We start from the raw sequence: 23,385 nt of genomic DNA, 5'->3' as shown, positions 1-23,385 counted from the left end.
GCTCTTGGTGCGACTCGTGACGGGACCCCACCGCAACGCAACCAAACTACGAAACAGCAAGCCGCCCAACACAAACAGGCGTGCCATCAACCCGCCCACGGCGCGGGGCCCCCGATCAGATTGCCGGGGGTCTGGGGGCAGAGCCCCCAGGTGGAAGCACGCAACAGAAACCCGCCGCCCGCAACAGGGGAACGCCAAGCAACAGGGGAACCCAAAACAAAAGCAAAAGGCCCCCTCCCTGCGGCAGGAGGAGGCCTTCCACTCAAACCAAAACCAAATCCGAACCCCTACGGCTCTTCCCGCTGCCGACGAAGCTTGGCGAGAGCCTCCTCGAGGATCGCCTCCCCATCGGCATCCGACCGACGCTCCTTCACGTAAGCGAGGTGCGTCTTGTAGGGCTCGTTGCGCGGAGGCGCGGGTGGCGTCTGCTCGTCACGACCTGCCGGCAGGCCGCAGCGCGGGCAGTCCCAGTTCTCCGGCACCTCCGCGTCGACCGCGAAGGAAGGCCGGGACTCGTGACCGTTCGCGCACCAGTACGACACCCGACGACGAGGCGCGGACTCGCCGCGCTCCGACTCACCCATCGGGCCTGCGCCGACGCGGGTACCGCGAATCGCGTTACCACCGGACATCGACCGTTACACCCCCACCAAGTGGTTACCCCAAGCCCCGGAGGGCTTCTGCCGCTGAACGGTTGATCAGGCTCCGGGGAGCTTGATCAGCAGTCCGATGCCCACGATGGCGATGATCCAGACCGCGCCGACGAACAGCGTCAGGCGGTCGAGGTTCTTCTCGACAACGGAGGAACCGGACAGACTCGACTGCATACCGCCGCCGAACAGCGAGGAAAGGCCGCCACCACGGCCGCGGTGCAAGAGCACGAGCAGCACCAGCAGCACGCTGGAGACGATCAACAGGATCTGCAGGAACAGGATCATTTCTTCCTCGCTGTCAGGCAGCCGACGCCATAGAGTACCTGTTCGACTGCCGAACGTGTGCAACCAGTGGGGTTAGTGGTTTATCCAGATCAACTTAGGGTAGAGGGCCGCCGGCGGCCAGAGCGCACAGCTTGGTGAACTCGTCGGCCTGCAGGCTCGCACCGCCGACCAGGGCGCCGTCGATGTCCTTCTGCTGGATCAGTTCGCCGATGTTCGACGACTTCACCGAACCGCCGTAGAGCACGCGCACGACGGCCGCGGTCTCCTCGCCGTACTTCTCCGCCACGAACGAGCGGACCGCCGAGCAGACCTCCTGCGCGTCCGCGGACGACGCGGTCTTGCCGGTACCGATCGCCCACACGGGCTCGTACGCGAACACGATCTTGGCGACCTGCTCGGCCGAGAAACCGGCCAGGCCGTCCTCGAGCTGCCGGCGCACCAGTTCCAGGTGGCCCTTGGCCTCGCGGACGTCGAGCTTCTCGCCGAAGCAGAAGATCGGCGTGACCTCGTGCTTGAGCGCGGCCTTGACCTTCGCGTTGACGACCGCGTCCGTCTCGCCGTGGTACTCGCGGCGCTCGGAGTGACCGACCACGACGTAGTGGCAGGCGAGCTTCTTCAGCATCGGGCCGGACACCTCACCGGTGTAGGCACCGGAGTCGTGCTGCGAGATGTCCTGCGCGCCGTACTTGATGAGCAGCTTGTCGCCGTCGACCAGCGTCTGGATGCTGCGGATGTCGACGAACGGCGGGAGAACGGCGACCTCGACCTTGGCGAAGTACTTCTCCGGCAGGGAGAAGGCGATCTTCTGCACGAGACCGATGGCCTCGAGGTGGTTGAGGTTCATCTTCCAGTTGCCCGCGATGAGCGGGAGCCGGGCTGCCATCAGGACTCCAAGACGCTGATGCCGGGGAGCTCCTTGCCCTCGAGGAACTCGAGGGAGGCGCCACCACCGGTGGAGATGTGCGAGAAGCCGTCCTCCGGCAGACCCAGGGCGCGCACGGCCGCGGCGGAGTCGCCACCGCCGACGACGGTGAACGCCTCGGACTTCACGAGGGCCTCCGCGACGGCACGGGTGCCGCCGGAGTAGGTCTCGATCTCGAAGACGCCCATCGGGCCGTTCCAGAACACGGTCTTGGCGTCGGCGAGCTTCGACGCGAACAGCTCACGGCTGCGAGGGCCGATGTCGAGGCCCATCTTGTCGGCGGGGATCTCGGAGGTCGCGAGGACCTCGTGCTCGACGTTGCCGAACTCGGCCGTGACGAGCACGTCGACCGGCAGCACGAGCTCGACGCCGCGCTTCTCGGCCTCGGCGAGGAAGCCCTTGACCTGGTCGAGCTGGTCCTCCTGCAGCAGCGACGTGCCGACCTCGTGGCCCTGGGCCTTGAGGAACGTGTACGCCATGCCGCCGCCGATGAGCAGCTTGTCGACCTTGGCCAGCAGGTTCGCGATGACGCCGAGCTTGTCGGACACCTTCGCGCCGCCGAGCACCACGACGTACGGGCGCTCCAGGTCGTCGGTGAGCTTGCGCAGCACGCCGAGCTCGGTCTCCACCAGGCCGCCGACGTACGCGGGCAGCTTCTGCGCCACGTCGTAGACGGAAGCCTGCTTGCGGTGCACGACACCGAAACCGTCGGAGACGAACGCGTCGGCGAACGACGCGAGCTCGTCGGCCAGCTCCGCGCGCTCCGCGTCGGCCTTCGAGGTCTCGCGGGCGTCGAAGCGGACGTTCTCCAGCATCACGACGCCGCCGTCGGTCAGCGCGCCGACCACGGAGGTGGCGGACGGGCCGACGAGGTCGGACGCGAGCGGGACCTCGGTGCCGAGCAGCTCACCCAGGCGGGCGGCGGCGGGCGCGAGGGAGAACTTCGGGTCCGGCTCGCCCTTGGGGCGGCCGAGGTGAGCGGTGACGATCACGCGGGCACCCGCGTCGGCCAGGGCCTTGATCGTCGGCACCGACGCGCGGACGCGGCCGTCGTCGGTGATCTTGTCGCCATCCAGGGGGACGTTCAGGTCGGCGCGCACCAGGACGCGCCGACCTGCGACACCCTCGGCGAGCAGGTCGCGGAGAGTCTTCAACGCACTTACTCCGAACTCAGATCTTGGAGGCGACGAGCTTGACCAGGTCCGCGAGGCGGTTGGAGTAGCCCCACTCGTTGTCGTACCAGCCGACGACCTTGACCTGGTTGCCGATGACCTTGGTCAGCGGCGCGTCGTAGATGCACGAGTGCGGGTCGGTGACGATGTCGGCCGACACGATCGGGTCGGTCGAGTACTTGAGGATGCCGGCCAGGGGGCCCTCGGCGGCGGCCTTGTACGCGGCGTTGACCTCGTCGACGGTGACCTCGCGCTTGAGCGTGACGGTCAGGTCGGTGGCCGAGCCGGTGGGGATCGGCACGCGCAGCGCGTAGCCGTCGAGCTTGCCCTTGAGCTCCGGCAGCACCAGGCCGATGGCCTTCGCGGCACCGGTGGAGGTCGGGACGATGTTCAGCGCGGCGGCGCGGGCACGGCGGAGGTCGCTGTGCGGCGCGTCCTGCAGGTTCTGGTCCTGCGTGTACGCGTGGATCGTGGTCATGAGGCCCTGCTCGATGCCGAAGCTGTCGTTGAGGACCTTGGCCAGCGGCGCGAGGCAGTTCGTGGTGCAGGACGCGTTCGAGATGATCGTCTGCGAACCGTCGAACTTCTCCTCGTTGGCGCCGATGACGACGGTGAGGTCCTCGTTCTTGGCCGGCGCGGAGACGATGACCTTCTTGGCGCCGCCCTCGTCCACGTGCGCGCGCGCCTTGGTGGCGTCGGTGAAGAAGCCGGTCGACTCGACCACGACGTCGACGCCGAGGTCCTTCCAGGGCAGCTTGCCCGGGTCGCGCTCGGCGAGGGCCTTGATGACCTTGCCGTCCACCGAGATGCCCTCATCGGTGACCTGCACGTCGGCGTCGAGACGACCGAGGATGCTGTCGTACTTCAGCAGGTGCGCCATCGTGGCGACGTCACCGAGGTCGTTGAACGCGACGATCTCGATGTCGTGGCCGCCGGCCCTCACGGCGCGGAAGAAGTTGCGCCCGATGCGGCCGAAACCGTTGACACCTACACGAACCGTCACGACGGACTCCTTGCGTTCAGTCTGGCAGTAACGACCCCACCCTATCCGCAGAACTGCGTCGCTGGTCACAGGGATAGTGAGTATCTCTGGATCGAGCCAGAAAAACAGGCCCTGATTAGGCCGTTCGGCGGCGCGAGGCGCGGAGCATCCAGAGGTACGCGCTCAGCTCCTCCGCTGCCTCCGCCGCGGTGCGGCAGGCCTCCGGGCTGTCCTCCGTCGCGCCGCTGCCGACGACCGCCGTGATCCGCGTCAGCCACTCGTCCACCACCGCGCGGTCGCCCGGTGGCACGAGCGGACCGTTCCCCTGCTTGTCTCGCCCCGTCATGGCGGAATCGTCCCCACGCCGGGGAAGACGGTTCAATACTCCGAAACAGCGGGTGTTACGGGTCGTTACACAGCGGTACGGTCACACTCCATGACGGCCACTGCCGCCTGCGTGACTTGTGGGAACCCCCTCACCGAGGCCGCCGCGGGCAGGCGCTACTGCTCCAACGCGTGCCGCCAGCGCGCGTACCGCGAACGCACCTCGACGCGCGAGGACGCTCCGCACGACACGACGCTGCCGAGGCCGCTCGACACGTTCGTCGGCCGCCGCGAGGAGCTCGCCGCGCTGGCCCGCCACGGGACGGACCGCCTGGTCTCGCTGGTCGGCCCCGCGGGAGCGGGCAAGACCAGGCTGGCCGTGCAGCACGTCGGCAGGCGCGCCGACCAGGTGTGGTGGGCGGCTCTGGCGCCGGTGTCCGACGTCGTCCAGGCGGTCTACCACGCCGTGGGCGCGCGCCCGTTGCCGAACCGGTCGGTGCGCGACGCGGTGATCGCCGAGGTCGAGCAGCACCGGCGGCCGTTGCTGGTGCTCGACAACTGCGAGCACGTGCTGGCCGAGGTCGCCGACGTGGTGTCGGAGCTGCTGGCCTGCTGCCCGCAGCTGCGCGTGCTGGTGACGTCGCGGGAGCCGCTGCGACTCGCCGGGGAGCAGGTCTTCGCGGTCGGCGAGCTCGGTCTGCCCCCGGCGAACGCCGAAGTCGCCGACGTCGCCGAGGCCCTGCGGCACGACGCGGTGGTGCTGTTCCGCGACCGCGCCGTGTCGGTGGACCGCACGTTCGACGTCGACGCGGCGAACGTCGCGGACGTCGTCGCGGTGTGCCGGTCGCTCGACGGCATGCCGTTGGCGATCGAGCTGGCCGCGCGCCGCATGACCGTCCTGTCCCCCGCCGACGTCCTCGCGCGGCTGGGCGACCGGCTGGCGTTGCTGACCGGGGGCCCGCGCGCCGCCGACGACCGCCACCGCACGCTGCGCGCCGCGATCGGCTGGAGCTACGACCTGCTCTCGTCCGACGAGCAGGCCGCCTGCCGCCGGCTGGCCGTGCTGGGCGTCCCGTTCGACCTGGGGGTCGCGAGCGCGGTGTGCGGCCTGGACGACGCCCTGGAGCTGCTGACGAGCCTGGAGCAGAAGTCGCTGCTGGTGGCCGACCGCGCCGGCGGCCACGTCACGTTCCGCCAGCTCGAGTCGGTGCGCCTGTACTGCCGCGAACGGGCGGTCGAGTGCGGTGACGTCCCGTTCGTGGCGGACCGGGTGGTCGGCTGGGTGTGCTCGGTGGTCGAGCCGGAGATCTCCCGGTTCTTCCCCTCGCCGCCGGTGGTGCTGCGGCTGGAGCGCAACGCCGGTCTGATCGAGCTGGCCGTGGCCCGCACCGAGGAGACCGGCGACTGGACCCGGCACGCGCTGGCCATCGTCGCCACGGCGTACACGTCCTCGCCCCGCGGGCCGCGCGGCGCGCCGACCGAGCTGTTGCACAGCGCCCTGACCCGGCCGATGCCGCCGTCGTACCGCAGCGTCCTGACGGCGCTGGCGGCGATGCACCACCGCATCCGCGGCGGCTGGGAGGTGACCCGCCGGTTCGCGCGGGAGTCGTTGTCCATCGAACGGGCCGACGCGGGCCGCCCCGGCACGCTGGCCCGCGCGCTGGAGGTGCTGGCCTCCGCGGAGGCGCACACCGGCGACCCCGAGCTGGCCTGGACGCTCTTCGACGAGGCCGTGGAGCTCATGCGCGGCGACGGCGACAAGCTCGCGCGCGGCGTCCTGCTCAACTCCTACGGCTGGACGTTGCTGCAGCACGGCGAACCCGGCACGGCCGAGCCGCTGGTGCGCGAGTCGCTGACCCTGATGCGCCTGGTCGGGTTGCCCCACATGCTCAACTCCACGCTGCACACGTCCGGCGCGATCGCGTTGGCGCGCAAGGACCACGCGGAGGCCGTGGCGCTGTTCCGGGAGAGCCTGGAGGTGGGCTCGGAGCACCCGATGGACCAGTTCTACGACCTGGAGGGCCTGGCGCTGGGCCTGGTCGGCGTGGGCTCTGACGACGAACGCGCGCTGTCGCTGCTGACCGCCGCGGGCGTGGTCCGGGCGCGCTTCGACTTCCGCGCGGAGCCCTACTGGCAGGCGCTGCTCGACGACGCCCGCGCGGTGTGCCGCGACCGCATCACGGCGGGCCGGCTGCGGGCGGCGGAGTCGACGGGCGAGCGGATGTCGTTGGCGCAGGCCGTCTCCTACGCCCTGACCGCCCAGCTCGACGTGGGCGACGACGACGGCGTGATCTCGGCGCGGGAGCTGCACGTCGCGACGCTGGTGGCGGAAGGCCTGACGAACCGCCAGATCGGGCTACGGCTGGGCATCTCACCGCACACCGTGGCCCGCCACGTGACGCACGCCCGGTCCAAGCTGGGGCTGCGCTCGCGTTCTCAGCTGGCCGTCTGGGCTGGTCGTCACACGCAGTGACCCTGCCACGACTGATCCACTCGATCGAGTTATCCTCTGGCCTCTGACGCGGACGTCTTCCGCGAAAACCCAGGCAGCTGAGGAGTCACCTGTGGCGGTCACCTCCGCCGAGCGTCCCACCGGGGTGCTCGACGCCCCTCGCCCCCAGCACGCGATGCGCGGGGACATCCAGGGCCTGCGGGCGCTCGCCGTCGGCGTCGTCCTGCTCTACCACCTGCGCCCGTCGTGGTTGCCCGGCGGCTTCGTCGGCGTCGACGTCTTCTTCGTGATCTCCGGGTTCCTGATCATCGGCACGCTCACCAACGAGCTGCGCCGCACCGGCACGGTGAGCCTGCGCGACTTCTACGCGCGGCGCATCCGCCGCCTGCTCCCCGCCGCCACCGCCACGTTGCTCGCGGTCGTCGCGGCCGTCGTCCTGCTGCTGCCGGAGTCGCGGTGGCCGGGCTTCCTGCGCGAGGTCGTCGGGTCGGCGCTGAACGCGCAGAACTGGCTGCTCGCCGTGCTGTCCAACGACTACGGGCACGCCACCGCCGGCGCCTCCCCGGTCCAGCACTACTGGTCGCTGGCCGTCGAGGAGCAGTTCTACCTGGTCATCCCGCTGCTGCTGATCGGCAGCGCCGCGCTCGCCGGCAAGCTCAACGGCCGCACGGTCCCCTACGCCGTCGGCGCCGTCGCACTGGTGACCGTCGCGTCGTTCGCGTTCTCCGTCTACTACACGCCCGTCGACCACGGCGCCGCCTACTTCGTGACGCCGACCCGCATGTGGGAGCTCGGCATCGGCGGCCTCACGGCGATGGTGCTGCACCGCGTGACGCTCTCGCGGGCGGTGCGCGAGGTGCTCGGCTGGCTGGGCTTCGCGGCCGTGCTGGTCTCCTGCTTCCTGTACTCGACCGACATGATGTTCCCCGGCTACGTGGCGGCCCTGCCGGTGCTCGGCACCGCGGCGATGCTGGCCTGCGCGGGCACGGCGCTGGCGCGGCTGCTGAGCCTGCGTCCCGTGCAGTACGTCGGTGACATCTCCTACAGCCTCTACCTGTGGCACTGGCCGGTCATCGTCGTGATCCTGGAGATCGGCGGGCGCGACCGGCTGTCGAAGAAGGAGATGCTGCTCGCACTGGTGATCAGCCTCGTGCTGGCCGCGCTGTCCAAGCAGTTCATCGAGGACCCGTTCCGCCGCAACAGGTTCGGCCGCCGCCGTGGCACCTACCTGTTCGGTCTCGTGCTCGTGGTCGTGTCCGTGGTCGCGGCCTCGATCCCCTGGTACACCGCCGAGAAGCACCTCACGCAGCTCGCGTCCCAGACGGCCCTGGACGCCGACCACCCCGGTGCGATGGCGTTCGACCCGCGCTCACCCCGCCCGGTTCCGGCCGGCGTGCCGCTGCTGCCGGCGCCCGCGGTGGCGAACGAGGACGGCCCGTACGGCGGCACGAACGGTGCAGACTGCAACGTCTACGGTCTCGACTACGCCTCGACGGCCTGTTCGTGGGGTGACCAGACGGCGCCGAAGACGGTCGTGCTGCTCGGCGACTCGCACTCGGCGCAGTACTCGACCCCGCTGATCGACTTCGCGCGCGGCGACGGCAGGGGTCAGTGGCAGGTGAAGGCGATGACCCGCAACGGCTGCCCGTTCAACGCGGTGCCGCCGTCGGAGGCGGGCACGCTGCTCACGTCCTGCTCCGACCAGAACCGCGCGGTGCTCGACCGGGTGAAGGCGCAGAAGCCGACCCTCGTGGTGCTGTCGGGCATGAGCCGCGAGTCGTACGTCAGCGACCTGAAGTGGACGTGGACGTCGCGCGAGGAGATGGTCGGCGGCTACCGGGAGATGCTGAAGGCGTTCTCCGACGCGGGCATCCCGGTCGCGGTGATCAAGGACCTGCCGCGGCCGAACGGCCAGGTACCGCGCTGCCTGGAGCGCAACGCGGACGACCCGGCGGCCTGCGGCACCCCGCGCGCCGAGGCGTTCCAGGGCGAGGGCGACCCGCTCGTGGCGGCGTCCGAGGGCGTGTCCGGGGTGAAGGTCGTCGACCTGACGCCGTGGTACTGCAAGGACGACGTGTGCCCGGCGGTGATCGGCAACGTGGTCGTGTACCGGAACAACCACGTGACGAACACGTACTCGCGCACGCTGGCGAACCCGCTGCTCACGGGGCTGGGGATGATCTGATCCCCGCCTGACCCGCACAGCGCCCCCCGGGACCTGGTCCCAGGGGCGCTGTCGTCGTCCGGGCCGGGTGCCCGGTGCTCAGACCTCGGCTTCGAGCATGTCCGCCGTGACCGCGGACTCGGTGTCCGGCATGCCCAGGTCCTTGGCCCTCTTGTCCGCCATGGCCAGCAGACGCCTTATACGGCCCGCCACCGCGTCCTTGGTCATCTGCGGGTCGGACAGCTGGCCGAGCTCCTCCAGCGACGCCTGCCGGTGCGCGAGCCGGAGCTGGCCCGCCGCGGCGAGGTGGTCGGGTGCCTCGGGCCCGAGGATCTCGAGCGCCCGCGCGACCCGTGCCGCCGCGGCGACCGCGGCCCGTGCGGACCGGCGCAGGTTCGCGTCGTCGAAGTTGGCCAGGCGGTTCGCGGTGGCGCGGACCTCCCGGCGCATCCGGCGCTCCTCCCAGGCCAGCACGCTGTCGTGCGCGCCGAGCTTGGTCAGCATCGCGCCGATGGCGTCGCCGTCCCTTATCACCACGCGCTCGGCCCCGCGGACCTCGCGCGACTTGGACGCGATGCCCATCCGGCGGGCGGCGCCGACCAGTGCCAGCGCGGCCTCCGGGCCGGGGCAGGTGATCTCGAGCGACGAGCTGCGGCCGGGTTCGGTGAGCGAGCCGTGCGCGAGGAACGCCCCGCGCCACGCCGCCTCCGCGTCGCACACGCCACCGGACACGACCGGGGCGGGCAGACCGCGGACGGGACGGCCGCGCGGGTCCAGCAGACCGGTCTGGCGGGCCAGCCCCTCGCCGTCCTTGACGACGCGGACGACGTACCGGGTGCCCTTGCGCAGGCCGTTCGACTGGATCGTGAACACCTCGGCGTGGTGGCCGTAGAGCGCCTGGATCTCCTTGAGCAGCCGGCGCGCGGCGGACCCGAGGTCGAGCTCGGCCTCCACGACGACCCGGCCGGACACGATGTGCAGGCCGCCCGCGAACCTGAGCAGGGAGGACACCTCCGCGCGGCGGCAACAGGTCTTGGATACCGCGAGCCTGCTCAGCTCGTCCTTGACCGCCGACGTCATCGCCACGGGCCTGTCCCTCCTGCTCCGGTCTCCTCGACCACCTGCCTCAGGCAACCGGCAAGCGCCTCCGGATCATGCCGTTCGGCAGCGTCCGGTGCGGCGATCTTCGCCAGATGTGTGCGCGCGCCCAGTGCCGAGGCGGCTCGAGTCAGCCGGTCCGGGGTGGGGACCGAGTCGACGTCGGCGATCACCGCGTCCACCTTCAGCTCGGGTGCGTGTTCGCAGACTACGTCCAAATGGCGCTCCGGAGAGAAACCGGCGGTTTCCCCCGGTTGGGGGACAAGGTTGAGCACGAGGACCTTCGTGGCCCGCGTGCGCACCAGCGCGTCGTGGAGCTCGGGCACCAGCAGATGCGGCAACACGCTGGTGAACCACGATCCAGGGCCGAGTAGCACGAGATCGGCGTCAAGTACAGCCTGTACCGCTTCCGGGCAGCCGACAGGTCGCCCGTTCGGGGCAGTGAGCCGGATGCGCTGCACCAGCCCCGGCGTGGTCGCGATGGCGACCTGCCCGCGGATGCGCCGCACGTCCGTCTCGTCCTCGTCGAGGCCCACGACGTCCGCCTCGATGTCGAGCGGGTCGTTCGACATGGGCAGCACCCTGCCCGTCACCCCGAGCAGCCTCGACGTGAGGTCGAGCACCGCCACGGGGTCGCCGAGCTGCTCGAGCAGCCCGGCGATCACCAGGTTGCCGACCGCGTGGCCGGCGAGGGCACCCGTGCCGCCGAAGCGGTGCTTGAACAGGGACGTCCAGAGCCTGCTCGACTCGTCCTCCCCCGCCAGCGCCGCCATGGCCTTGCGCAGGTCACCCGGCGGCAGCAGATCTTCGAGCTCCCGCCGGAGACGTCCGGAGGAACCACCGTCGTCCGCGACGGTCACCACGGCCGTCACGTCGTCGGTGACCTGCTTCAACGCACTCAGCGTCGCGTGCAGCCCGTGCCCACCGCCCAAAGCGACAGCTTTCACCTTCGTCACTCGCGTCCCAGATCCCTGTGCACGACCTTCACGGCCATGCCGTCCTCGCTCGCCAGCCTCGCGGCCAGCTCTTCGCTCAGGGCCACACTGCGGTGCTTGCCACCAGTGCAGCCGATCGCGAGCGTCAGGTAGCGCTTGCCCTCACGCCGGTACCCGGCCCCGATCAGCCGGAGCAGCTCGTGGTACCGGTCAAGGAACTCGTCGGCGCCCTCCTGGGACAGCACGTAGTTGCGCACCTCACCATCGAGACCCGTCTGCTCCCGCAGCTCCGGGATCCAGAACGGGTTCGGCAGGAACCGCACGTCCATGACGAGGTCGGCGTCCATCGGCAGCCCGTACTTGTAGCCGAAGCTCAGCACCGTCACCCGCGTCCTGGACGCCGCCTCCGTGCCGAACGTGTCCTCGATCTTGGCCCGCAGCTGGTGGACCGACAGCGCTGACGTGTCCAGCACCAGGTCCGCTTCCTGCTTGAGCGGCGTGAGCAGGATCCGCTCGGCCTCGATGCCGTCGTGCAACCGCCCGTCCCCCTGCATGGGGTGACCACGCCGCACCGCCTCGAACCGCCGGATCAGCACGTCGTCCGTGGCCTCGAGGAAGAGCACGCGAGGCTTGTACCCGCGAGCGTCGAGGTCCTTGATGATGGCGGACAGGTCCTCCGTGAACGCGCGGCTGCGCACGTCCATGACGACAGCGACCCTGGTGATGGCCCCGCGCGCCTGGGCGCCGAGCTCGACCATGGTGGCGATGAGCTCCGGGGGCAGGTTGTCGACGACGAACCAGCCCAGGTCCTCCAGGCACTTGGCCGCGGTGCTGCGGCCCGCACCGGACAGCCCGGTCACCACGGCGACTTCGATGCCGGACTTCTCCGCGTTCACGACTACGACTCCGTTACCTGTTCATGAGCGCGACAACGCTCTCTTGTGGCCAGCTTCGGTGTTGGCTCGGTTTTTGCTCGGTGTTGGCGAGGCTTCTCGTGGGGCTCCGCGTCGGTGGGGCTCCTGCTGGGCTCCGCGTCGGCGGGGCTCCTGCGGGGCTCCGCGTCGGCGGAGCTCCTGTCAGGCTCCGCGTCGGCGGGGCTCCTGTCAGGCTCCGCATCGGCGGGGCTCCTGCGGGGCTCCGCGTCGGCGGGTCGTCGAGGACTCGCTCGGTGTGAGTCTCCACTGCCCCTGCCCCCGCGTGTGGCAGGTTGGGCACTTGGCACGCTACGTGCCTCGGTGGTTTCCGACACCCGAATGGGTGAACCTCGTCCTGATTCACGCTCGGCGCCGTCTGTTGGATGTCCGGAAACCATGATCAGCCGCCTCCCGCAGGAGGAAGGGCGGGGGCGGGGCGGCGGCTGGTCGCGGGCGGTGCGGCATGGTCGCGGGGCGCGGCGAAGCCGGCCGAGGCGCGCGTGTCGGAACCGGTCGAGGCACCCAGCGAAGCAGCTTGAGGGCACCCAGCGAAGCCGGTCGAGGCGCCCAGCGACGCCGCCTGAGGGATGGGTGACGAGACCGGCTGAACGACGCGCAGTGATGCCGGCTGAGCGATCCCACGCCCCGGCTCCGATCCCACACCCGCACGCCCCCGTCAGGCCTTGCCCTCCGGCGACGCCAGGCTCGCCACCACCGCCTCCGCCGTCCGCCGCCCCACCCCGGGGACGCCGCTGATCTCGTCCACACTGGCCTGCCGCAGCTTGCGGACCGAGCCGAAGTGCTTGAGCAGTGCGGCTTTGCGGGTCTCGCCGAGGCCGGGCACGTCGTCCAGCTCGGAGGCGATCATGCGCTTCGAGCGCTTCTGGCGGTGGTAGGCGATGGCGAAGCGGTGGGCCTCGTCGCGGACTCGTTGGAGCAGGTACAGGCCGTCGCTGCTGCGCGGGAGGATGACCGGGTCGGGTTCGCCGGGGACCCAGACCTCCTCCAGGCGCTTGGCCAGGCCGACGATGGCCACGTCGGTGATGCCGAGTTCGGCCAGGACGTCGGCTGCCGCGGCTGCTTGGGGGCCGGCGCCGTCGACCACCAGGAGGTTGGGCGGGTAGGCGAACTTGCGGGGTTTGCCGGTGTCCGGGTCGATGCCCGGGTTGGGGCCGCCGGAGGCGGTTTCGCGGAGCATGGCCTGGAAGCGGCGGCGGACGACTTCGGCTATCGAGGCCACGTCGCCTTCCGTGGCGGCTTCGCGGAGGGCGAAGCGGCGGTACTCCGACTTGCGGGCCAGGCCGTCCTCGAAGACCACCAGTGATGCCACCACGTCGGTGCCCTGGACGTGGCTGATGTCGATGCACTCGATGCGCAGCGGGGCGGTGTCCAGGGCCAGCGCGTCCTGCAGTTCCTGCAGGGCGGCGGAGCGGGCGGTCAGGTCGCCGGCGCGGCGCAGCTTGTGCTGGGCGAAGGCCTCGGAAGCGTTGCGCGCCACGGTTTCCATCAGCGCGCGCTTGTCGCCTCGTTGGGGCACGCGCAGAGCGACGCGGGAGCCGCGTTGTTCGGAGAGCAGGTCTTCCAGGGCGGACGCGTCGTCCGGGAGCACGGGCACGAGCACCTCGCGCGGGGTGTTCTCCGTCTCGTCGCCGTAGAACTGCATGATGAACTGGTCGACGATCGCCGCGTCGTCCACGGCCTCGACCTTGTCGAGCACCCAGCCGCGCTGGCCGCGCACGCGGCCGCCGCGCACGTGGAAGACCTGGACCGAGACCTCCAGGTCGTCCTGCGCGAACGCCATCACGTCCGCGTCCGTGCCGTCGCCGAGCACGACGGCCTGCTTCTCCATCGCACGGCGCAACGCGCCCAGGTCGTCCCGTAAACGGGCCGCGCGCTCGAACTCCAGGGCGTCGGAGGCGGCCGACATCTCGCGTTCGAGACGGCGGATCATGTTGTCCGTCTTGCCCGCCAGGAAGTCGCAGAAGTCGAGCACGATGTCGCGGTGCTCGTCGGCGGAGACCTTGCCGACGCACGGCGCCGAGCACTTGTCGATGTAGCCGAGCAGGCAGGGGCGCCCGATCTGGTTGTGGCGCTTGAAAACCCCCGCCGAGCACGTGCGCGCCGGGAACACCCGCAGCAGCAGGTCGAGCGTCTCGCGGATCGCCCACGCGTGCGCGAACGGGCCGAAGTAGCGCACGCCCTTCTTGCGCGGGCCGCGGTACACGTGCAGCCGCGGGTACTCCTCGTGCAGCGTCACGGCCAGCACCGGGTACGACTTGTCGTCGCGGTACCGGACGTTGAAGCGCGGGTCGAACTCCTTGATCCAGTTGTACTCGAGCTGCAGCGCCTCGACCTCGGTGGTGACGACGGTCCACTCGACGGAGGCCGCCGTCGTCACCATCTGGCGCGTGCGCGGGTGCAGACCGGCCAGGTCGGCGAAGTAGGAGTTCAGCCTGCTGCGCAAGCTCTTCGCCTTGCCGACGTACACGACCCGGCCACCGGCGTCGCGGAACTTGTAGACGCCGGGAGCCTCAGGGATCGTGCCCACCGCGGGGCGGTACGTCGAGGGGTCTGCCACGCCGTCCAGACTATCGACGGGGTCTGACAAAAACCGACAGGGTCAGGTCAGGACCACCTGGTCGCCGTCGACCTTCACCGCGACCGCCTTCAGGCCGGTCGTCGCCGGCCCCTTCTTCACCGAGCCGTCGGCCGGGGAGAACTGGCTGCCGTGCGAGGGACAGGTAATGGTGCCGCCGGACGGTTCCGCGACGATCGAGCCCTGGTGCGGGCACGTCGCGTCGAAGGCCTTCACCTCGGTGGCGGACACGCGCGCCACGACGATCTTCTTGCCGCCGGGGCCGTCGACGACGGCGCCGCCGCCTTCCGGCACGTCGGCGAGCGCGACGAGCGCGCCGCCCGCACTACCGGTGGAGCCTGACGTGGGGGTGGAACCTCCCTGGGTCGGAGTCGTGGCACCGGTGCCCGTCGACGAGCCGGAGCTGCACGCCGTCACGAGTCCGCTGGGCACCGCGAGGGCAACCACGATTCCGCACAGCGCCGTCCGCCTGTTGACCGGGCTTTCGGTGTTCACGACCGTTCCTCCGTGGTGGTGGGTGTTCGGGGTCACACCACAGCATTACGCGATGAGGACGGCGAAAGTTCAGCCTGGAACAGGATGCACAGCAAACGCACAGGTCTCAGGAGACGACCAGATCGTCACCCGAAAGGGAGATCGCGACCTCGGCGAGACCGGAAGTCGCAGGTCCTTTGCGGACGGCGCCCGTGGAAGCGTCGAAAGTGCTCCCGTGCAACGGGCAGGTGATCACCCCACCGGCTGGCGGGTTCACGAACGAGCCAACGTGCGGACACGCCGGGTTGAAGGCCCTGAATTCACCTGATCGAGGTTGGACGACCAGGAGCTGGGCGTTGCCGGGCATGTCCACGAGCACGCCACTGCCCACCGGCACGGAGGAGGCGGAGGTGACGCGGTCCCCGCGACGAGCGGCCCCGACGCCGCCCGTCCTGCGGGGCGCGGGCTCACCGCAGGCGCTCACAGCAGCAGCGACGAGCCCGCACAACAGCACTGATCGACGATCCACGAGCACCGATTATCGGCGCTGGTCCTCCGCGGCGGCCTGGCGGGCCAGCGCGAGCACCGCCGTGAACGGCGGGAACCAGTGCCGCGAGTGCGACGGCGGGTTCGCCCACCGCAGCGATCCGTACCTGGTCATCGTGGGCGGGAGTGCGATCCGGTGCGGCGATCGCACGAACTGGACCTCCGGTGGCGCCTTGAGGTGCGTCGGCAGCAACGCCACCAGCTCGGCCAGGAAGATCCAGTGTTCGCGGGGGCCGGGAATCACGGTGACGGGACCGGCGAGCATGCGCGACTTGAGGTCGGCCAGGACGCGCGACCCGATGCGCGCCGGCATGGCCAGCGCGGTGGTCGCGGGCCCGAGCGGCAGGAACACTCCCTGCTCGGTCACCGACACCTGCCAGCCGAGCAACCGGTAGCCGGCGACGGCCTCCCCGATCGCCCGTTCGTGTCCCCTGTTCTGTGGGATCCCGGCACTCCCCGTGCCGGTCTCCGCGGTCGTGAGGCTCATCGGCGGTGGTCCTCCCCGTTGGTGGGTCAGGCACTGGTCAGGCCACGGGGGTCGTCCCGCCCCTGACGATGTGCAGGGTGCGTCGCAGATCACGCCAACACCACTCGCCGGCTGCATGGACGTCATGCAGCGGACGTATGAAGCCCATCCACCGAGAGGGGTACCAGGCACTGCGACACGCGAATCCATTACGTCTTATGCATGAGATGGATGGACTGACGATCACGGCTCCGTACACTTGGAAAACGCTCAGTGACGGGGGCGAGGCCGATGGATACCGCGAGACCCAAATCCAGACGCGCTTGCCCTTGTGGGGCGTTCATCGCCGCCGACAACACCGATCGGCTCTGCCACCGTTGCCGCCGCAACGCCCGTTCCGGCGTGCACGGCCCTCCTGAGGTCCCGAACGACTTCTGGGACCACCCCGCGATCGCGGCCGCGTGCACGGACCGCGACATGGGTGCCCTGATCTCCGCGTACCGGCACCACCCCCAGCACCTGAGCCGCGTCACCCAGGACCGCATGGCGGCGTGGCTCGGCATCAGCCAGGCGCAGCTCTCGCGTTACGAGTCCGGCGAGAACCAGATCGACCGGCTCGACCGGCTGCGCCACTTCGCCCAGGTGCTGGGCGTGCCGGGCGAACGACTGTGGTTCGACCGAGTCGTCATCCCAGCTCAGGTGGGCTCCCCCGAAACGGGCCCGCCAGACGTGCTCGCCGCCGCATGGGAGGCGACGAGCATTGCCCGTTCGGTCGAGGAGACGGCGAGGAGCGACTTGGCGATCAGCAGACGAGCGGCGCTCACAGGAGCCGCCGCGGTGACGGTGGGATCCGCACTGGTCGAGCCCTTGCAGCGGTGGTTGCACCCCCTGCAGAACCTGTCGAAGTGGTCGTCGCACTCGGCGATCAGCACGGAGGAGCTCGACGCACTGCAGCACGTGGCCGACGGCCTGCGCGGCTGGGGTGGCCGGGGCGGGTACGGACTGGCGCGCAAGGCGGTGCTGGGCCAGCTGGACGAGCTGGCCGAGCGGCTGCAACGCGCGCCGGCGGGCCCCACGACGGAGAAGGCGTTCTTCATCGGCGCCGAACTGTCCAAGGTCGCGGCGAGCATGTCGTTCGACGCGGGCCTGCACAACGCGGCCCAGCGCTACTACGTGCTGGCCATCCGCATGGCCAAGGCGGGCCACAACGACGGCTTCGCGGCCCTCTGCCTGGCCGCGATGGCCCGGCAGATGTTCGACCTGGGCCGCCCGGAGGACGGCCTGGAGCTCGTCCAACTGGGCCAGTACGGCACCCGCCGCACCGGCACGCCGACGTTGAAGGCCCTCCTGCTGACCAGGGAGGCCTGGGCCTACGCCCACATGGGCAAGACCAGGGAGTTCCACCAGGCGGTCGGCATGGCCCAGGACAGCTTCGCCCAGCGCGAGGCCGGCAACGAGCCCCGCTACCTGCACAGCTTCGACGAGGCCGAGCTGGAGGGCGTGATCGGCGCCCGCTGCCGCGACCTCGCCATGCACGACCCCACCCAAGCCGTGTACGCCGAACAACACATCCGGCGCGCACTGCAACTGCGAGACCCGTCGAAAGTGCGCAACCGCGCCTTCGACGTGATCGGACTGGCGCGCACCAAGATGGTCGCGGGAGACCCGGAGGCGGCGTGCGGCTTGATCAACGAGGTGCTGCCGACGGCGGCGAAGCTCTCCTCTGGCCGAGTCCTGCGCAAACTGGAGGACTTCGCCAAGGAGGCGGCACAACACCGCCACATCCCCGCCGTGCAGGACACCCGCGACGCGATCAGAGCGATCCGGACCGCCTGATGCGAGTGGGCATCACCGGGCACAGCAACCTGATCCCCGACTGCATCCCCGCAGTCCAGGCGGCCCTGACGGAGGTACTGGACCAACTGGACCGCCCCCTGGTGGGCGTCACGTGCCTGGCACCGGGCGCCGACCAGGTCTTCGCCAGGGCGATCCTCGCCCTGGGCGGCGAGGTGGAGGTGGTCCTCCCCGCCCTCGACTACCGAGAACGCCTGAAGCCACACCAACTGGCCGACTACGACGAGCTGAGGGCAGCAGCCACGGTGGTCAGCGTCCTCCCGCACATGTCGAGCGGCCGCCTGGCCTACGTGGCGGCGAACGAACGAATGCTCGCCTCCGTAGAACTCCTGGTAGCCGTCTGGGACGGCGTCCCGGCCCAGGGCAAGGGCGGCACAGCGGACGTGGTGGAACAGGCAAGGGCAAGCGGCGTGCCGATCGAGGTGGTCTGGCCTCCGGAGGCACAACGCAAGTCGTAGCGACCGCGATGCCGCAGGCGAGCCAAGCGATGCCGAAGGCGAGCACGCAATGGCGACGGCGAAGCCGAGCTGCCTTGGCTTGAAACGAAGGTTCCGGTGGGCCCCCGTCACGAGTCGTGCCACAGCTCTCGCTGCAACGAGGTAGGGGTGTCAAGCGGGCACGCTTTTCGCCCGCTTGACACCCCTACCTCGTTGTGGCCGGCTCCTGGCTCGACTCGTGACGGGGGCCCACCCGAACCGCACCACCAACGCAACGCGCAGCCGCCCAACACAAACAGGCGTGCCATCAACCCGCCGAGGGCGCGGTACCCCCAGATCAGATTGGCGGGGGTTCGGGGGCAGAGCCCCTGAGGGAAAGCACGCAACCGCAACCACCCCGCCCGCACCAGGGGAACGCCACGCAACAGGGGAACGCCACGCAACAGGGGGCCCAACGAAACAACCCAACTAGTCCGAGTGAGGGAAGTTCGTCGGCAACCGGACCAACTCCGCCCACCGGTCTAGCCCCCTCCACCCCCGTTGATCACGATTTCAGGGCATGGCAGCCGATCCGTTCGCACGCCTGGCCGACCGCCAGAAGTCCCTGCGAACAGCCCTACGAGCCCTCCAAGCCGCAGGCCCAGGCAGCCCGGACTTCCCGACCCTCCTGACGACCACGAACAAGGAAGTGGAAGCGGTCCTGGAAGCCAGACGAGACGCGGAAGCAGCGCAACGAGCCACCCCGAACCGCGCGATAGCCGCGGCCACCACCGCGGCGGCGCTGGCGGTGGCGATCGGCTGGTTCGACGCCTGGTCCCTGCTCTCCCTCCTCCTGGCGGTGGCCGTGGCAGCGGCGGTCCTGGTGGACCCCACCGGCCGGCACCACTGGGAACCACGGGCCAGGACCACGGCGATAGCGGCAGCACTCGCCGCGACCCTCCTGACCCCGATTGCGAGCGGGTGGGCCACGGTGATCACCGCGGCCGGAGTCGCCTGGTGGGCCTGGAGGACGCTCCGGTGAACATCGACCCGGTCAAGGCCCTCAACGACAAGCTGGAACGGCTGAAGAAGGACCTCCAGTCGCTCACCACCCGGCTGGACGACACCCAAACCGAGGCAGCGCAACAACAACTGAGCATCACGAACCAGCTCAAGGACAACTCCAGGAAGCTCACCAAGACCGACGAGCGCGTCAACGAACTGGCCGAGAGCGTGCACCGCCTCGAACGCCTCCTCGTGGCGCTCAACCGCAAGATCCGGGCGAGCAACACCGAGAGGGCCGACTTCGACACGTGGCCGGAGATCACGGAGAACCAGCTCACCAGGATCGCCGCCGGCCAGGACGCCTACGCCCGCAAGACGTTCACGCCGCAGGAGGCCAAGCTGACCCGCAAGGCCATCGCCGAGTACGACAGGGACGCGCGCGAGGCCATGGAGGCGGCCGAAGCGCTGACCCACCTGCCGGCGAACGCGGAGGCGTTGTGGCGCAAGAACTACAGGCAGTGGCACGACATCACCGCCCGGACCCGGCCCGACCTGCCGGACGACGACACGCACGCCAAGGACACCGCTGCCAAGTCGGCGGGCAACACGGCGATCGCCGAGGTGCGGCAGCACATCCGCACGCGCGTCGAGGACGCGGTGGCACGGGACCTGCTGTTCCCGGCGTGGTTCGAGAACGCGCTCGGGCCGGCCGCACCGCCCGGCAGGGCGGACGACTGGCTCTTCACGGCGACGGACGTGGTGCTGTACCGGTTGCTGCACAACGTGACCAGCCCGGCGGACGCACTGGGTCCCGCGCCCTCCGAGGAAGGGCACCGCAAGACCCTGCACGACCGCCTCACGAACGAGTCCGCGGACTACCGCAGGCCGTAGGTCCCGGGCAGGGCGCCTCTGCCCGGGAACTCAGCTCACGCCAGCTCCAGGCTGAACCGCTGCTGCTCGGCGTCCACCGCGAGCACCTTCACCCGCACCGACGAACCGACCTCGGCCTGGCGGCCGTGCAGGAGCCCGTGTGCACCGGCGGGGTGCTCGACGAACGAGCCGAAGGGAACGGTCGAGACGACCTTCCCCGAGAAGACATCACCAACGTTGGGAAGCATTGCGCATCACCTCCTCTCCCGAAGCGCGTTGTCCCGAAGGGCACATCGCGCGGGGTGGAGGGGCCCTGATCAAGTCAGGGCCGGGCAACCGTTCCGCTCACGGCACAAGGCCGACCCGGCAGTCATACCGCGAACCTTAGCCATCACCGGCCGCCGTCCGCAATGGAATCTAGACTTCCCCCATGCTGGAGACGTCCGCACGGCTGCTGAAGCTGCTGTCCCTGTTGCAGGTGCGGCGCGACTGGACGGGCCCGGAGCTCGCCGACCGGCTCAGCGTCGACGTGCGCACGATCCGCCGTGACGTCGACAAGCTGCGCACCCTCGGCTACCCCGTCACGTCGCTGCCCGGCTCGACCGGCGGCTACCAGCTCGGCGCGGGCGCGGAGCTGCCGCCGTTGCTGCTCGACGACGACGAGGCGGTGGCCGTCGCGGTGGGGCTCAGGACGGCGGCGAACGGCACGGTCGCGGGCATCGAGGAGACGTCGGTCCGCGCGCTCACCAAGCTGGAGCAGATCCTGCCGACGAGGCTGCGCCGGCGCGTCCAGGCGTTGCAGGCGCACACCACTCCGCTGAGCGCGGCCGGTCCGACGGTCGACCCCGAGACGCTCACGATCATCGCCGCCGCCTGCCGCGACCGCCAGCAGCTGCGGTTCACCTACGCCTCGACGCACGGCGAGCCGGCGAAGCGCCTGGTCGAACCGCAGGGTCTCGTGCACACCGGCCGCCGGTGGTACCTCGTGGCCTGGGACGTGTCCAAAGAGGACTGGCGCACGTTCCGCGTCGACCGGGTCACCACCGAACCGGCGCTCGCCGCGCGTTTCACGCCACGAGAACCACCGGCGGAGAGCCTCGGCGAGTTCGTGTCGCGGCAGATCGCGTCGAACGTCTACACCTACCAGGCCGTGCTGAAGATCCACGCCCCGCTGAAGACCGTCGCGGAGCGCACGTCGCCGATGTCCGTGTCGCTGGAACCGATCGACGACGAGTCGTGCCTGATGCGCACGGGTGCCGAGGCGCTCGACCGGATCATCTTCTACCTGCTGTACCTGGACCTCGACTTCGAGGTGCACGAGCCCGCGGAACTGATCGGCCACGTCGCGAAGCTCATCACAAGGCTGCAGAACTCGATCGGAGCGCAACGGTGACGGTGGACTTCGAGACCGCGGCGGACCCGTTCCGGCGGGAGCTGCTGGCGCACTGCTACCGGATGCTCGGCTCCCTGCACGACGCCGAGGACCTGGTGCAGGAGACTTATCTGCGCGCGTGGAAGTCGTACGGCAAGTTCGAGGGCCGTTCGTCCGTGCGCACCTGGCTGTACCGGATCGCGACGAACGTCTGCCTCACCGCGCTCGACAGCCGCGCCAAGCGGCCGCTGCCGTTCGACCTCTCGGGGAGCGCGTCGGAGCACGACCCGCTGACCCAGGACCACGAGATCCCTTGGCTGGAACCGATCCCGACCGACCCGGCGGCCATCGTCACCGAACGCGAGTCGACGCGACTGGCGTTCGTCGCGGCGCTGCAACACCTTCCGCCGAGACAACGCGCGGTGCTCATCCTGCGCGACGTCCTGCGGCTCAGCGCCGCCGAGACCGCCGACGAGCTCGACATGACCGTGGCGGCCGTCAACAGCGCCCTGCAACGGGCCCACGCGCAGCTGGAGGACCTCACCGAGGACCAGGTCGTCGAGCCGGCCGACGCCAAGCCGTTGCTCGACCGGTGGGTGACAGCGTTCGAGGCCAAGGACATCCCGGCGATCATCGGCATGTTCGCCGAGGACGTCGTCTGGGAGATGCCGCCGTACCCGCAGTGGTACCGGGGCCCGGACATGGTCGCGTGGCACCTCGCGAACCAGTGCCCCGCCGTCCCGCACGGCGCGCGGATGATCGGGACGGAGGCCAACGGCCAGCCCGCCTACGGCCTGTACCTGCGTGAGGAGGACGGCGTGTTCCGGCCGTTCAACCTCCAGGTGCTGGAAGTGCGAGGCGACCGGATCACGCGGGTGTCGTCGTTCTTCGACCTCACGCTGTTCGCGAAGTTCGGACTGCCGTCAACGGTGTGAGACCCACCGGCGGTAGGCGTCCGCGTCGACGTTGCTGCCGCACACGACGGTGACGACGTGGCGTCCGGCGAAGCGGTCGCGGTCCTCGAGGACCGCCGCGACGCCCAGCGCGGCCGACGGTTCGACGACGAGTCCCGCGTGGTCGAACAGCGCCCGCATCCCGGCGATGATCGACGTCTCCTCGACCAGCACCGCGTCGTCCGCGACCAGCAGCAGGTCGGCCAGGACGGCCGGGATGGGACGGCGACCGGCCACGCCGTCGGCGATCGTGACGGCGGTGTCGGTGGTGACCACCCGCCGTGCGCGCCAGGAGAGCGTCATCGCCGGCGCGCCCGCGGGTTGCACGCACACCACCTCCACACCGGGCGCGAGGGCCTTCAGCACGTGCCCCACGCCGGTGGCCATCGCACCACCGCCCAGGGCGATCAGGACGACGTCGAAAGAAGCGTCCACCAGTTCGAGACCGATGGTCGCCGCACCCTCGCAGGTCTCCAGGTCGAGGCTGTCCTCCAGCAACCGGATGCCGTCACGCGACGCGATCTCCGCCGCCCGGTCGCGGGCCAGTTCGTGGTCGCCGTCGACCAGCTCCAGCCGGGCTCCCAGCGCGCGGATGCGGTCGAGCTTGGTCACCGTCGCGTGCCGGGACGCGACGACCGTGACGTCGATCCCCCGGCGCAGACCGGACCACGCGGCGGCCTGACCGAGGTTCCCCGCGCTGGCGCACACCAGTGCCCGCTCCCCCGCCGCAGCGAGCCCGTGAGCGACCAGCTCGGTGCCGCGGCCCTTGAAGCTGCGCACCGGGTTCGCCGTCTCGAGCTTCACGCTCACCGCGCACCCGAGCACCGGTTCCAGCGCCTCGCACCGGTACAGCGGGGTGTCCAGGAAGACCGGCGCGATCACCTCGCGTGCCGCCTGGACGCGGGACAGGTCGATCCTGGTGTGCCGCACGA

At 70.3% G+C, this 23,385-nt stretch carries 23 protein-coding genes; 8 read left to right on the top strand and 15 right to left on the bottom strand.

Translation table 11 applies throughout. From position 1 onward, the window contains the following. Positions 1-287: 287 nt before the first annotated feature. The 6 genes from ACFWV3_RS43490 to ACFWV3_RS43465 form a co-directional block, all read right to left on the bottom strand. Positions 288-632 carry an RNA polymerase-binding protein RbpA gene (locus tag ACFWV3_RS43490; protein WP_030470277.1) on the bottom strand — a complete coding sequence of 115 codons (345 nt, stop codon included), beginning with the start codon at positions 630-632 and terminating at the stop codon, positions 288-290. Between the two features lie 66 nt (positions 633-698). Beyond that, positions 699-938, bottom strand: a complete 240-nt coding sequence (secG, locus tag ACFWV3_RS43485; RefSeq protein WP_325520958.1) for a preprotein translocase subunit SecG — start codon at positions 936-938, stop codon at positions 699-701. Positions 939-1,032: 94 nt separating this feature from the next. Continuing rightward, on the bottom strand, positions 1,033-1,821 hold the full coding sequence (tpiA, locus tag ACFWV3_RS43480; protein ID WP_382419836.1) for a triose-phosphate isomerase: 789 nt from the start codon (positions 1,819-1,821) through the stop codon (positions 1,033-1,035). After that, a complete protein-coding gene (locus tag ACFWV3_RS43475) occupies positions 1,821-3,014 on the bottom strand; it encodes a phosphoglycerate kinase (protein WP_382419835.1) in 1,194 nt (397 codons plus the stop codon). The genes tpiA and ACFWV3_RS43475 overlap by 1 nt, the downstream gene beginning before the upstream one ends. 16 nt (positions 3,015-3,030) lie before the next feature. Next, positions 3,031-4,035, bottom strand: coding sequence for a type I glyceraldehyde-3-phosphate dehydrogenase (gene gap / locus ACFWV3_RS43470; RefSeq protein ID WP_382419834.1), 1,005 nt, complete (start codon positions 4,033-4,035; stop codon positions 3,031-3,033). Between the two features lie 115 nt (positions 4,036-4,150). Then, on the bottom strand, positions 4,151-4,360 hold the full coding sequence (locus ACFWV3_RS43465) for a hypothetical protein (RefSeq protein WP_382419833.1): 210 nt from the start codon (positions 4,358-4,360) through the stop codon (positions 4,151-4,153). Positions 4,361-4,450: 90 nt separating this feature from the next. Between ACFWV3_RS43465 and ACFWV3_RS43460 the strand changes: the two genes are divergently transcribed. Then, a complete protein-coding gene (locus ACFWV3_RS43460; RefSeq protein WP_382419832.1) occupies positions 4,451-6,811 on the top strand; it encodes an ATP-binding protein in 2,361 nt (786 codons plus the stop codon). Positions 6,812-6,902: 91 nt separating this feature from the next. Beyond that, positions 6,903-8,975: an acyltransferase family protein gene (locus ACFWV3_RS43455; protein WP_382419831.1), complete on the top strand. Its 2,073-nt coding sequence runs from the start codon at positions 6,903-6,905 to the stop codon at positions 8,973-8,975. A gap of 78 nt (positions 8,976-9,053) precedes the next feature. Here ACFWV3_RS43455 and whiA read toward each other — a convergent pair whose 3' ends face one another. The 7 genes from whiA to ACFWV3_RS43420 form a co-directional block, all read right to left on the bottom strand. Continuing rightward, positions 9,054-10,040, bottom strand: a complete 987-nt coding sequence (gene whiA / locus ACFWV3_RS43450; protein WP_382419830.1) for a DNA-binding protein WhiA — start codon at positions 10,038-10,040, stop codon at positions 9,054-9,056. Further along, a complete protein-coding gene (gene yvcK / locus ACFWV3_RS43445; RefSeq protein ID WP_382419839.1) occupies positions 10,031-10,999 on the bottom strand; it encodes a uridine diphosphate-N-acetylglucosamine-binding protein YvcK in 969 nt (322 codons plus the stop codon). Before yvcK ends, whiA begins: the two co-directional genes overlap by 10 nt. A gap of 5 nt (positions 11,000-11,004) precedes the next feature. Next, positions 11,005-11,862 carry an RNase adapter RapZ gene (gene rapZ, locus ACFWV3_RS43440; protein ID WP_382419838.1) on the bottom strand — a complete coding sequence of 286 codons (858 nt, stop codon included), beginning with the start codon at positions 11,860-11,862 and terminating at the stop codon, positions 11,005-11,007. Between the two features lie 715 nt (positions 11,863-12,577). Further along, positions 12,578-14,479, bottom strand: coding sequence for an excinuclease ABC subunit UvrC (gene uvrC / locus ACFWV3_RS43435; RefSeq protein WP_382419829.1), 1,902 nt, complete (start codon positions 14,477-14,479; stop codon positions 12,578-12,580). Between the two features lie 42 nt (positions 14,480-14,521). Next, a complete protein-coding gene (locus tag ACFWV3_RS43430) occupies positions 14,522-14,992 on the bottom strand; it encodes a Rieske (2Fe-2S) protein (protein WP_382419828.1) in 471 nt (156 codons plus the stop codon). A gap of 106 nt (positions 14,993-15,098) precedes the next feature. Next, positions 15,099-15,338 (bottom strand): Rieske (2Fe-2S) protein, encoded by a 240-nt coding sequence (locus ACFWV3_RS43425; protein WP_382419837.1) that lies wholly within the window; start codon positions 15,336-15,338, stop codon positions 15,099-15,101. A 171-nt stretch (positions 15,339-15,509) separates the two neighbouring features. Next, positions 15,510-16,004: a hypothetical protein gene (locus ACFWV3_RS43420; protein ID WP_382419827.1), complete on the bottom strand. Its 495-nt coding sequence runs from the start codon at positions 16,002-16,004 to the stop codon at positions 15,510-15,512. A 381-nt stretch (positions 16,005-16,385) separates the two neighbouring features. On the opposite strand from ACFWV3_RS43420, the gene ACFWV3_RS43415 reads away from it, so the two are divergent. The 4 genes from ACFWV3_RS43415 (at position 16,386) to ACFWV3_RS43400 (ending at position 20,149) form a co-directional block, all read left to right on the top strand. After that, positions 16,386-17,819 carry a helix-turn-helix domain-containing protein gene (locus ACFWV3_RS43415; protein WP_382419826.1) on the top strand — a complete coding sequence of 478 codons (1,434 nt, stop codon included), beginning with the start codon at positions 16,386-16,388 and terminating at the stop codon, positions 17,817-17,819. Continuing rightward, positions 17,819-18,295, top strand: a complete 477-nt coding sequence (locus tag ACFWV3_RS43410; RefSeq protein WP_382419825.1) for a hypothetical protein — start codon at positions 17,819-17,821, stop codon at positions 18,293-18,295. The genes ACFWV3_RS43415 and ACFWV3_RS43410 overlap by 1 nt, the downstream gene beginning before the upstream one ends. A 538-nt stretch (positions 18,296-18,833) precedes the next feature. Then, positions 18,834-19,295, top strand: coding sequence for a hypothetical protein (locus tag ACFWV3_RS43405; RefSeq protein WP_382419824.1), 462 nt, complete (start codon positions 18,834-18,836; stop codon positions 19,293-19,295). Next, positions 19,292-20,149 (top strand): hypothetical protein, encoded by an 858-nt coding sequence (locus ACFWV3_RS43400; RefSeq protein ID WP_382419823.1) that lies wholly within the window; start codon positions 19,292-19,294, stop codon positions 20,147-20,149. The genes ACFWV3_RS43405 and ACFWV3_RS43400 overlap by 4 nt, the downstream gene beginning before the upstream one ends. A gap of 35 nt (positions 20,150-20,184) precedes the next feature. Here the strand turns inward: ACFWV3_RS43400 and ACFWV3_RS43395 are convergent, their stop codons facing one another. Beyond that, entirely contained in the window at positions 20,185-20,376 is a 192-nt protein-coding gene (locus tag ACFWV3_RS43395; RefSeq protein WP_382419822.1) for a S1 RNA-binding domain-containing protein, read from the bottom strand. Between the two features lie 182 nt (positions 20,377-20,558). Here ACFWV3_RS43395 and ACFWV3_RS43390 point away from each other — a divergent pair, with 182 nt between their 5' ends. After that, complete coding sequence (locus tag ACFWV3_RS43390) at positions 20,559-21,521, top strand: helix-turn-helix transcriptional regulator (protein ID WP_382419821.1); 963 nt, start codon at positions 20,559-20,561, stop codon at positions 21,519-21,521. After that, complete coding sequence (locus tag ACFWV3_RS43385) at positions 21,518-22,435, top strand: sigma-70 family RNA polymerase sigma factor (protein WP_382419820.1); 918 nt, start codon at positions 21,518-21,520, stop codon at positions 22,433-22,435. Before ACFWV3_RS43390 ends, ACFWV3_RS43385 begins: the two co-directional genes overlap by 4 nt. On the opposite strand, the gene ACFWV3_RS43380 is transcribed toward ACFWV3_RS43385, so the two are convergent. Beyond that, the gene (locus tag ACFWV3_RS43380; protein WP_382419819.1) at positions 22,424-23,383 is read right to left on the bottom strand and encodes a threonine/serine dehydratase; all 960 of its coding nucleotides are present in this window, start codon (positions 23,381-23,383) and stop codon (positions 22,424-22,426) included. The two genes, ACFWV3_RS43385 and ACFWV3_RS43380, sit on opposite strands and share 12 nt — an antisense overlap. Positions 23,384-23,385: the final 2 nt, after the last annotated feature.

The organism is Lentzea sp. NPDC059081, assembly GCF_042738015.1.
Classification (GTDB): domain Bacteria; phylum Actinomycetota; class Actinomycetes; order Mycobacteriales; family Pseudonocardiaceae; genus Lentzea.
Note: the sequence above shows the minus strand (reverse complement) of the source record. Positions and strands in the feature narration are given on the sequence as shown.

What these genes read in the sequence shown, in the direction of transcription:
- ACFWV3_RS43390 (WP_382419821.1), top strand. Translation starts at nt 20,559, where the DNA reads ATGCTGGAGACGTCCGCACGGCTGCTGAAGCTGCTGTCCCTGTTGCAG.
- ACFWV3_RS43425 (WP_382419837.1), bottom strand. Translation starts at nt 15,338, where the DNA reads ATGCCCGGCAACGCCCAGCTCCTGGTCGTCCAACCTCGATCAGGTGAA.
- ACFWV3_RS43465 (WP_382419833.1), bottom strand. Translation starts at nt 4,360, where the DNA reads ATGACGGGGCGAGACAAGCAGGGGAACGGTCCGCTCGTGCCACCGGGC.
- ACFWV3_RS43410 (WP_382419825.1), top strand. Translation starts at nt 17,819, where the DNA reads ATGCGAGTGGGCATCACCGGGCACAGCAACCTGATCCCCGACTGCATC.
- tpiA (WP_382419836.1), bottom strand. Translation starts at nt 1,821, where the DNA reads ATGGCAGCCCGGCTCCCGCTCATCGCGGGCAACTGGAAGATGAACCTC.
- ACFWV3_RS43490 (WP_030470277.1), bottom strand. Translation starts at nt 632, where the DNA reads ATGTCCGGTGGTAACGCGATTCGCGGTACCCGCGTCGGCGCAGGCCCG.
- ACFWV3_RS43460 (WP_382419832.1), top strand. Translation starts at nt 4,451, where the DNA reads ATGACGGCCACTGCCGCCTGCGTGACTTGTGGGAACCCCCTCACCGAG.
- ACFWV3_RS43395 (WP_382419822.1), bottom strand. Translation starts at nt 20,376, where the DNA reads ATGCTTCCCAACGTTGGTGATGTCTTCTCGGGGAAGGTCGTCTCGACC.
- ACFWV3_RS43420 (WP_382419827.1), bottom strand. Translation starts at nt 16,004, where the DNA reads ATGAGCCTCACGACCGCGGAGACCGGCACGGGGAGTGCCGGGATCCCA.
- secG (WP_325520958.1), bottom strand. Translation starts at nt 938, where the DNA reads ATGATCCTGTTCCTGCAGATCCTGTTGATCGTCTCCAGCGTGCTGCTG.
- ACFWV3_RS43405 (WP_382419824.1), top strand. Translation starts at nt 18,834, where the DNA reads ATGGCAGCCGATCCGTTCGCACGCCTGGCCGACCGCCAGAAGTCCCTG.